The sequence below is a fragment of the Aeromonas sp. s13 genome (assembly GCF_040907905.1).
Classification (GTDB): domain Bacteria; phylum Pseudomonadota; class Gammaproteobacteria; order Enterobacterales; family Aeromonadaceae; genus Aeromonas; species Aeromonas veronii.
On sequence record NZ_JBFOCS010000015.1, the window covers coordinates 18,389 to 30,199 of the forward strand.

Genomic DNA, 11,811 nt, shown 5'->3' on the forward strand with positions numbered 1-11,811 from the left:
CGGCAATTGCCGGCTCTTCTTTTTTACGCTTCACGTACGCTATCAGGGGTGCTGGATGATCAGGCTATGTTGATCTTCCAGCATGCTCTGCAGGATATCGTGGGACGAGGTGCTGGTGAGATTCCAGCTGGTCAGGTCCACATCCTTCAGGGTGATCTGCTGAGTTATCTGGCCATCACCCGCGGGTGAAACCGAGAGATTCACATCGCTCAGGCCATTGCTCCCCGTGGTCACCGAGGCTGAGAGATGCTTGAGCAGATCATCGACACCATTGCCAGTGACCCCTTGCAGCATGTCAGCCAGATCGATCTTGTCCCCTTGCTCCGGATGGAAGTCGGTGATGGTATCGATGGCGGGCAGCCCCAGACTCCCCTCATCCCCGTGCTGCCAAACGAAGAGATCGCTGCCAGCCCCGCCGGTGAGGATGTCATTGCCATGCCCCCCCAATAGACGGTCATCGCCAGAGGAGCCAAACAGCCAATCCCCCTGATCGGAACCGACCAACTCATGACCACTCTGGCCGTGCACCGTGATGGTCTCAAGGGGCGTGCTGACGGTTGAACCGCCGACACTCGACTCGGCACTGATCCCCAGCACATGGTCACCGTCGCCAAAACCGCTGAAGTAGAGCGGAACCGAGTGATCGGCCGGGATCAGCCAGTCGCCATTGCCATCGGCATGACCAACGATCTGACCATGCTCGTCCTGCACCTGCGTCCCATCCAGACCGCTGATGCGGATGGAGAGCTCACCGGTTGCCGGATTGACCACGCTGGCATTGATGCCAAGGGGGATAACGGCCCCCTGCAAGGCATGGAACGCATGCTGATCCACCGTCAGACCCGGCATATCCGGCTCGGGAGTGACCGTGATGGTCACCTGATCGGTGTCGCTCAGAGAACCGCCCGCACCGCTGTTGCCCTGATCGGAGGTAGTGACGGTAAGGGTATCCTCTCCCCAGAAATCTTTGGCCGGTTCATAGTGCAGGTTGCTTGCCAGCAACTGGTTGAGATCAGCCAGCGACCCCACCAAGGTGATCTCGCTGGTACCCGCCCCCTGCACCATCACGGCGCCGGTTGCGCCCAGCAGGGTCAGCACACCATGCTCGACCCGCAGCACCATGGAGACTGGTGCACTGCCTGCATCCACATCCTTCACGCTGACACCGGATAGCGACAGGGAGCCATCCTCCTTCACCGTCATGCTGCCAGGCAGCTGATTGACCGGGGCATCGTTGACCGGCTGCACCTCGATGGGCAGCACATCGGTATCGCTGAGTGCCCCGCCACTACCCGTGTTCCCCTGATCGTTGGTGACCATGGTCAGGGCGTCATTGCCGTAGAAATCACTGTTGCCCTGATAGGTGACCCCGCCAGAGAGCAAGGCATTGAGATCGGCCAGCGTGCCGGTCAGCACCAGCGAACCGGTGCCGTTGCCGTTGCCGACCACTGTCACGCCGCTGCCAGCAGGCAGCGTCAGGGTGCCATGCTCCACCGAGAGGGTGATCTTGATGGGGCTGTTGCCCGCATCCACATCTTTCACCTGCAAACCGTGGATGACGAAAGGCTGATCTTCCTGCGCGACCTGAGGGGTCGTTGGCAATACGTTGATTGGCGCATCGTTGACCGGGCTTACATCCACATGGATGGTGCCATTGACCTCGGGGCCAAGGGCGCCGTTGTCGAGGCTCTGGGCGGTGATCTTGAGATCCAGTGCACCGTTGGCATCATTGGTCACCAGCTCGACTGCACCCAGCTTGCCGCCCTCGGTGGTGACCTGCCAGCGACCGCCACCCAGATCAACAACCGTCCCCGCCACGCCATTTGGCAAGCGGATCTCGGCACCATCAGGCACCCCTTCGATGGTGACCCGCACCTGCTCTGGCTTGTTCTCATGCACATTACCCGCACTGCCGCCGGTTGGCTGGGAATCCCGGGTCTCCAGCCCCAGATCCAGAGTAATCACATCCCCTTCGGTACCGCTCGCCTGACCCTGAATGTCGGCGATAAGGGCATCCCCCACCGGATTGACGGTGACGGTAAAGCTGCCACTGGTTTCGAGCGGGATGGTGAGCCCCTTGTCCAAGGTAAAGGCGCTCAGCGACAGATCCACGGTGCCGCTGAAATCAGCTGGCGGGATCAGGGTCAGCTTGGAGAAATCGGTCCCCACCGGGATCTGCCAGACGCCGCCACCATTGTTGACCGCCGGAGCCGACAGGGTGAAGCCATCCGGTACCCCCTTGATCTGCAGCGCGACGATCTGCTCCGAGCCATCGTTATCGATTAGGGTTGCGCCAAATCCGGCAAGGTTGACCGTGCCATCCTCGCTCCCGGTGACGCTATGCACCGAGAGCTGGGCCGGATCGTTGACCGGTCTCACCTCAAAGCCGACCTGCCCGCTCCAGCTGCCGCTGTCGGTCACCTGCTGGCCACCGACCAGCGCGGTATCGACGATATCGACCTTGATGTCGAGCGGTACCTGACCGCTGAAATGCTCTTTGGGCACAAACACCAAGTCCTTGAGCGCCGCCACGTCGTTGACCACCAGGGTGTTGACCGGCTTGCCGCTGCCATCGAGGAAGTAGCCATATTTGGCATCCACCGTGATGGTGACCCGCTCCACGGTTTCGAGGCCACCGCCCGCGATGGAGGGGCTGATATCGGCCAGTTTCACCGAGAGATCGAGGTGGATCTTGCTATCTTCCAGATTGTCCGGCTGTCCGTCCTGGTTGGTGTCCTGCACGGTCAGAGTCAGTTCCGGATGCTCGCCACGACCACCATTCACATCGACTACGGGGGCCACATCGACCCTAACCGTGCTGCTGTCAACCTTGATATCGCCACTGGCGGTATCGGTATTCACCACCTTCACCTCGATATTGAGCGAGCCGGCAAAGTCTTGCGGCAAGCCGAGGGTCAACCCTTCCAGGCCCGCCAGTGACGGCGGCACCTTGATGACGTACTCACCGGTCGAGATGTTGTACTCGGCCCCGCTGATGGTGACGCCCACCGGCAACCCCTTGAGGACAATGGTCACCTCGTCGCTGGCCTGATCGGCCGCGCCGATATGGATCACGCCTTTGAGCTGCTGACCAAAATCAACCCGGATATCCTCCTTACCCACCAGCACGGCGTTGTCGTCGATATCGACAGTCGCCGCCGGCGTCTTGGGCGTCACTGGCTTGTTTTCAAATTCGGCACTGGTTTCCAGGCTCACTTTGACATGGGCGCTGGCATCGCCATCATCGCCCCGGTCGATAACCATGGCATCGATGCGGATCGGTTCGACCTTGCCGACAAACCCGTCCGGCGCATGCAGCTTGAAGCTGCCGAGGTTGCCCGCCGGCACGATCCAGCTGCCGTTACCGTTGTTGATACCGCCAACCACCACGAACTGATCGCCTGCACCACCGTTCAACACCGGCAGGTTGATCACCAGATAGTCGACCTCCTCCACGCTCGAGGGATCGAGGTCGGTAAAGACGAAGCGTCCAGTCAGGTCTATATCTGCACCGCTCTGCCCCACGAGAGCTCCACCGTTCTGGGTCAGCACGCCATCGGGCTCCACCACGGCCTGGATATCGACATGCAGATTGCCATCGATCACCTTCTCGGCCACCGCGCCCGAATCCACATCATGCTGGGTCACGGTGACATGGCTCTGGATATTGGTATCCCGATCGCTATCTTCCGGCGCCTTCACCAGCAGTTGTCCCCCGTTGAGCAGGCTGTCGAGCTGGGCGGCAGTCAGGGTGACCTTGCCACTGACCACGGTCAGCTGGCTCTCGACACTGCCGACTCGCAACCAGATCTGGTAGCCATCCTCCACCCCGGAGAGACTCAGCGCCGTGACTTTCTCGGCGCCGTCAGTAAGGGTCGGATACCAGTCCAGCACGGTGAACTGATCTTCCAGGCCATGACTGGTCTTGCTGTAGTCGGTGGCGTCAATCTCCGGTTCCACCTTGATATGCAGCGGCACATCGAAGCTCTTGTGATCGCCATCGTTCTCAGTCACCACCACCTTGGCGATCAGGTTCAAATCCGCCGTGCTGTTATGGGGCGGCTGAATAAGCAGGTTGCCAAAATTGGAGACATCGACCTGATAGGTCGGCTTGCCATGAGCATCGAGCCCGGCAAAGGTAAGGGTCAGCTCCTTGCCGCTGGCATCAAAGACTCGGGCCCCTTCCGGCAACCCTTGCAGCACCACGTTGAGGCTCTCGGAAGTATCGTGCGGGGTATCGACCCACTCGCCCGAGGTGAGGGTAAAGTTGAGCGGTGCCCGTCCATCCTCACCCACTGTGGTGACATAGCCTGTCCCTTCGGCCTCCCAGCCGGTATTGCCAAGCTCGAAATGGGGCTGATCCACCACCCCCACCAGATCCACATGAAGGGTCTGGGAGCCCGTCTCCTTTTCGTTCACCACGGTATGGGTCTGGCCACTGGCATCGGTCAAGGTCGCCGTGTCTTTCACCACCCCCTTGATGGTCAGATCGAAATCGACGTTGCTGTTTTTCGGCGGTTGCAGCTTGAGTTCGCCAATCCGATCAAAAGGAACCTCATAGTAACCGGCTATGTTCTGTGCAACGGCGGAACCACCCAGCAACAAGGTTGCACCGTCAGGCAGGCCGCTGATGCGGACAAACATCTGCTCGGAGCCATCGAGTTTGTCACCCAGATGAGCAAGGGCGATCTTGCTGCCCAGATCGAGCAGGGTGTCTTCCTTGCCCTGAATGTCACGCACGGTGAGCTTGGCGTCATCAGCCACCGGATTGACGTTGATCACCAGATCAATCTTGTCTCCCTGCGCCGTACCCTGACCCTGAGCGATCGGGTTCTTCTCGGTGCTGATCGGCGTCACCGACAGCTTGATGTCACCGCTGAAATCCTTGCCCGGAACCACAGTCACCTTGTTGATGTTGCCTGCCGAAACGGTGTAGATGCCATTGCTATTTGGCTTGAGCTCGACACCGTTGAGCATCAGGGTTCCCCTGCCCGCTTCCAGCTTGATCTGATAGGTCAACGTCTCGGATCTGTCGGTATCAGTCAGGCTCGCCTTGACGTCCAGCTTGATACCTGTGCTGTCTTCATTGGTGTCATAGTGGCGAGTGGTGTTGGCTGTGTCCCACAACGGCTTGTCGGCCACGCCGCGCACTGTCACAGCCAGATCCCCCGTTACGGCCGCAGGTGCCGCCCCTTCGGTGACACCGACCTGCAGTTGCACCTGGAAGTGCAGCGGCTGACCGCCATTGCTCCAGCTCGACCAGTTGCTTGAAGGCACAAAGGTCACCCCCTGAGTGGTGTAGTGAACATTATCACTGGTCACCATGGCCGCTGGCGGCACGATAAACCACTTGCCATCAGCCGTGGTGGTGAGGGCAACGCCGTTGTAATAGAAGGTGCCATGGGCATTGGCAGGCGCCTGGATAAGCAACTGATCCACATGCTCACCGCGATCGAAATCGCCAATATCGAGCTGCATGTTGATAGGGATACCCAGCCTCGGGTCTTGCGCCCCCTGATCTTCGTTACCAATGGCTGCGCTAACGGTAAAGAGCACCGCTTCATCCTGCAGATTGAGGGTCAGTGTGCTGTCCGCACGATCGTCATCGCCATCGACCAGATGGGCTGTCACCACCTGACTGAGTTGACTTGCGTCGTGATTGAAACCGGCCGCAGGCTTGAAGGAGTAGGAGCCATCGGCAGAGATGGTCAGGGTTCCCATCACCTGCTTGCCATCGGGGCTCATCACATCTTGTATCAAAGAGCCATTGATGGCGTACGTCTGGCCATTGATGGTAATCGACTCGACGCGGGCACCATCTGCACCTTCATTGGCAGTAGGCAGCAGATCGCCGGTCACGGTACTGTTCCCCTCGCTCAGGGTATGTGCCAGCACAGTGCCGATAGGCATGTCATCTTGTACCGTCACGGTCACGCTGACGTTCGGACTGCGATCGCCATCATGATCGGTGACAAACAGCGGCACTTCGATGGTCAACTCATCCTTGCCCTGTGCACCGTGATCAAGCTGGCCTACCAGATGGACGCTGTAACTACCGTTAACATCGAGGTGGACCCAGAAAACGGGCTTGCCCCCCTCGGCCGTAGCCAGATACCAGCCGGTGCTGTGTGCCGCCAGCGTAACCGCTTTGCCACCCGACGTGAGGTGATTGGCCTGATTGAATGCAGCCACATCCAGCTCAAGGGAGGCAACCCGATCCGAACCGGCTGTGATGGTCACCTTGCCACTATCGGTTTCTCCACTCCCTGCAGGTGTGGTCCCCGGATGCTGACCGTTCACTGCATCGAGATCAGACTCCTCGACCCGAACCGGTTCAATGGCGGATATGATCGGGTTGATGCCATCAGTCACCGTGACAGTGGCGGTGCCCTGGTTTTTGCTGCCATCGCTGTCGGTGACTTCTACCGGCAGATTCAGTTCCAGCTTGTTGTCTGCCCCGTGATCCAGGTTGGTATGTACCGTCACCTGATACCCGATCTCTGCGCTGGTGTGAGCGGCGATAGTGGCGGGGACAGTGGGGATGGAGACCGTCATCACTACCAGACCGCCACTGGTCACCGCCTGGAAGGTGTGACCATCGGTGCCAACCGCTTTCCAGGTCAGGGTTTCGCCGTTATGGGTGATGGGCTTGCCGCTGGTATCCATGACCTGACCGAAGAGGGTCAGCCGCACATCGGTCACCGGATCCGAGTCGGCTGTGATAGTGATCTTGCCGCTCGTCTGCTGGTCATCCGCGGCCGAGTTGGCGCCATCGAAGCGCCCTTCATTGAGGGTTACATCGGTCAGGGTGAGGGTCGGTTTCTCCCCTTCCCCAATCTGGATATTGAGGGTGCCGCTGGTGCTGTCGTTGTTGCCGCCCGCCTTGTCGTAGTCGTTGACGATCACCTTGATGGGCAGCTCGGTCACGGCGTTGCCGCCCTGATGAAGCCCCTGATAGAGAGTGACCTGATAGTCAAACCCGTTCTTGCCCGCCTGATCGAGGCTGCCAATCAGCTTGACCTCGAACACCTCGACCCGCAGGCCATCGACCATCACATAGCCCTTGAGCTGCTGGCTGCCCGGGATCAGCGGGTCACCATCCACCAGTTCGTACTGCACCGGTTTACCCAATGCGGTCAGCGCAGGTTGTTCGCTGGCATCGGCAAAGGCCACTTCGACCACCCGATCCGACCCGGCTTGCACATCGAAGTGACCGGTTTGACTCAGGCTGTTGCTGCCGGTGAGGCCCCCCTCATCCAGGGTCACACCAGCGCCCGGGATAAAGCTCGGGGCCCTGCCATCCGCGATGGTGAGCGGCAGCGTGGTACCGATGCGATCGCCATCCTTGTCGGCCAGGGTGACGGCAAGCGGCAGGTTGAGGGATTCACTCCCCTTGTGATCCAGCTCGCCGCTCAGGGTGACCTTGGCGGTGACGCTCCAGTTGCCATTGTTATCGACCAGGCTCAGCTCGGCGCGCAGGATCTCGCGACCATCTGCCGTGGTGCCAACCAGCTGGCCGTTGGCATCGAGGGAAAAAGTGATCGGGTTGCCATGACTGGTCAATCCGGTCAGGGCGCTCTGAATAGCGGCGAGATCAAAGCCGAGGGAGTTGGGGTCAAGGGCATCGCTGCCGTGCGCGACCGCGAAACTCATGGTGCTGACGGCAGCCGTCTCCCCTTGCGCCATCTCGGTGATGGTGGTGCCGGTCACGGCGGAGATGACCGGAGTGGCACCATCACCCACCGCCAGGGTAATGGTGGAGGAGACCTTGTCACCATCGCTGTCGAGCAGGGTAAAGCCCGCCTTGAGCAGGCTGTCGGCACTGCCCTGATCCAGCGGTTGATGGAGGGTGAAGCTGTATTTGCCATCGTTACCGAGGGTCAGCTCAAACACCAGCTTGCCATCTGGGGTACGTCCCTCGATACGATGATCGGCCACCGCGATCGTCACGGCCTGCTTGCCCGAGGTGAACCCTTGCAGCCCCGGCTGATTGGCATCGAAGGTGATGCTGGCCAGCGGATCGCTGCCCGCGGTGATGGTCAGATCGCCGTCAAGGGTCTGGCCCTGCTGCCAGTTGCTATCTTCGGTGAGCGTGAGGGAGACAGGATTAACCTGCGGCAAGGCACCGTCGGTAATGGTGATATTGAGGGTGCCGAGATTGCTCTTGTCGCCGTCAAAATCTGAACCCTGTACCTTCAGGCCAAGATTGAGGCTGTTGGTCGCTTCCGGCTCGTCAAACACCCCGGTCAGGGAGACGCTGTATTTGCCATCCAGCCCGATGGTAACAGTGAGGATCGTCTTGCCCTGCCAATCCTTGACGATCAGCTGGTTGTCTTGAACCTCGTAAGTCGTCGCCTTGCCCTGGCTGGTGAGCCCCGCCAACGCCGGCTGGCTCGCCTCAAAGTTGAGGGAGACCAGACGATCGCTCCCCACCGTCACCGGCAGCTGACCATCGATACTCTGGTTGCCCCCTTCTTGCAGGGCGACCCCCTTGTCGATGCCCAATGCGGGATCACTGCCATCATTGACGGTCAGGGTTAGGTTGGCGCTGGTGCTGTCGCCATCGATCTCGTTGGCGCTCACCTGCAAACCGAGGGAAAGCGTGTCGCTACCCTGATGATCGAGCGGGCCGGTGAGGGTGACCACCACCCGCCCAGCCAGATCGCTGCCCTGCTGCTCAGCCTTCAATTCGGCGCGCAGCACCTCCACCCGTTGGCCACTGCCATCCAGGTAGTAACCCACCAAGGTGCGATCATCGGCAAATTCAAAGGTCAGCGGATGACCATCGCTGGCAAGACCCGAGCCATTGAGGGTAGTCAGGGTACTGTTCTGATTGCTGAACACCAACGAATCCACCAGCAGAGGATCGGCGGTGTGTTTGACCACAAAGCGGCTCTCACCCACTACGGCAGCACCGTTGATAAAGGCATCTTCGGTCAGGGTAATGGGCGGGAGATCAACGTCAAAGTTGGGCGGATTGCTGTCCACCAGATTGATCACCAGCGGCGCCTTCACCAGATCGCCGTCGCTGTCGCGATATTCGAGGTTGAACGGCAGGCGCAACGCGTCCTGACCGTGATCCAGGCTTTGACTCCAGACGATGCGGTAACTTCCGTCATTGTTGAGGGTCAGGGTGAAGACAGTCGCCCCACCGGCACTGGCGGTCAGGGTCTGACCGTTGATGGTGTAGCCAAGAGGCGCGCCATGGCTGACGAGCCCCAGCCCTTCCAAGGCACTCTGATCAACAGCAAACTGGACTTGCAGATTGCCATCCTGGCCGGCACCGGTATTTAGACTGCCGGTCGCGGTGATCGGGCCTTCGGCCAATCCGGCTTCGGAGAGCGTCAGAGTTTCGCTCTGACCGATCAGCGGCGCCCCATCGCTGGCAGTGTTGCCCGCAAGATCGGTGACACTGGCACGCACTTCAAAGGATTGATTGATACCGGAGAGATCAAGACCTGATACCTGCCAGCGGCCATCGGCCCCCACCAATGCCGAGGTGGTCAGCAGCGGCTGGCCATTGCTGTCGACCAGAGTGATGGTGACACTCTGACCTGCCTCCACATTGCTGGTGGAGCCGCTCAGGGTGGCGCTGCTGTTGCCAAACAGGGCAGTGGTATCGAGATCATCGATATCGATGAAGGCCCGGGTATCGACATTGATAACAAGGGTATCGCTGGCGCGGTTGCCGGCAATATCCACGGAATTGACCTGAAACTGGTACTGGCCATCGGCCAGGGTCTGCGGCAGCTGATATTGCCAGTTACCGGCGGCATCCACCGTCAGGACGGTGAGCACGCTACCGCCAAGGCTCAGGGTTACGGTGGCACCGGGCTCCCCCTTTCCTTGCAGCAGCGGGGTATTGTCGCGGGTCAGATCATCGATCTGGCTGGCGCCGGTGTCGCTCTCATCGGCGAGATCGAGGGTAATGGTGGTGATGGTATCAAGCAGAGTCTGTCCGGTGTCGCTGGCATTGTTGCCCGCCTGATCCTGGGTGTTGGCCACAATCTGCAACGGGCCATCCACCAACTTGCCGGTCACATCGCCAAAATTGGCTTCCCACACCAGGCCGGGCAGCACCACGGTCGTCACCGTCAGTGAATTTCCCGCCTGATCGATAAGGATCACAGTGACTGGCTGGCCTACCTCCACATCATCCACCACACCACGAATGATGACGCCAGCCGCTTCATCGGCGTTGATAATGTTGTCGCTGGTTTGGGGCTCGGTGATGGTGATGGCGGCAAAGAAATCGCGTTCTTCGGAAAACAGCAGCTCATCGCCCACAGGTTGCACCGCATGGTCGGTATCAAAACCGGCCTCGGCCAGGGTGGCATCGTTGGTACGCTCGACCACCACAAAACCACCCGAGCTGGAACCGGCCACACCACCGATATTGCCCGCAGCGGCTGCGTTGCCGGCGGCGGTCTCCTGGAACAATTCGGTCGGGTCAATACCCTGACGGATCGCCTCTTGCAACGAGGCCAGTTCCGGATCAGTCGGTTGTCCATCAGCAGCAGGCTCGGGTTTGGCGGCCATATCTTGCTCACCAGCAGGATCACTGCCCGGCTCGGCTAGTTGAAAGTGGCCACCTTGGGCAGCTTGCAGGCGATCCCCCGGCTGCAATGCCATCCCCACCTTTGCTCGTATGACAGATCCATCTGCACTGATGACAAACACGGAGCCCTTGAGTTGGGTGATCACCGTGGACTTTTCAATTTGCAACTCTGCCATACAACCTCCAGCAAAACCTTAACCACCAACATCAGTACCTACAGGGCACTTGTCTGTTCAATAATCATACCGCACCAGACTAAGTGGGTCTTTTCGCTATTTTCGACAATGATTGCCATAAAATGGCCATAACTTACAAGATTGTGCACCTAACAGGCCCTTTTTAATAAAATTAGATTTGGATGAACCCAATTCAATCACCTTTATTAACAGGTCTATCAGACTTCATGTGACCATTTCTGTCGTTTGACGATAAATCCACTGCAGCCTCAATAAATGGATCATAATCCGAAGGTCAAAAGCTCACACCACAACACCGCAGATTTGCATATTTAGTCAATTATTAGCATAAGACATTACCAAAATCTGTGAACAATACGGCAGCAATCAGGATCAGCAGCAAAAAGTGCCAGTACGCAACTGTATCGATCAAACTCCTGCCATCGAATGCTCGGCAGTTAACAAGAAGTTGAGTTTCCATAAAATTTAATCCAGATCTCATTTCAGCGATCAATCCTGTGCACCAATTGATCTGGCACAACTCTCCCTCCGATAAATCATCATTAAATTTACCTATTTGTTAGGGTAACCCTCGAGCAATCATATATTGCGCGGTTTTATTCACCCGCAAGCGAATGTCTGCCCACCCCGCCCGACGGGGGGAAGATCCACACCAAGATGGAACGGGTCAGACGAGACCAAAACATTTATCTGGGAGTGATAAACGTGGGTTCACAACACAGGCATATCAAACTGGGCCTCGCCACCCTGCTGCTGACTACCAGCCTCGGCACCAGCGGCTGGGCGCAGGCAGCCGATGACACGCAACCCAAAGGCAAGATCGAGGCGCGCAGCGAGCTGTTCGCCAAGGATCACGCCGATCAGTTCACCAGCTGGCAAGCCACCAGCGAAAGCAAGGAACGCACCGACGCGCTGGCGGAAGATCCCAATATGGTGGTGCTGTGGGGCGGTTACCCCTTCGCCAAGGATTACAACAAGCCGCGCGGCCACTTCTATGCGCTGACCGACGTGCGGGAAACCCTGCGTACCGGCGCCCCCAAGACAGCCGAAGATGGC

The 11,811-nt window shown here is 58.9% G+C and carries 2 protein-coding genes; one reads left to right on the plus strand and one right to left on the minus strand.

Annotation, left to right across the window (positions count from 1 at the left end; genetic code table 11):
• Positions 1–42 precede the first annotated feature (42 nt).
• Entirely contained in the window at positions 43–10,734 is a 10,692-nt protein-coding gene (locus AB5Y82_RS01850) for a retention module-containing protein (RefSeq protein ID WP_368173573.1), read from the minus strand.
• A 720-nt stretch (positions 10,735–11,454) separates the two neighbouring features.
• Between AB5Y82_RS01850 and AB5Y82_RS01855 the strand changes: the two genes are divergently transcribed.
• Positions 11,455–11,811 (plus strand): ammonia-forming cytochrome c nitrite reductase subunit c552 (locus tag AB5Y82_RS01855; protein ID WP_368173574.1); only part of this gene is annotated, 357 nt, incomplete at its 3' end.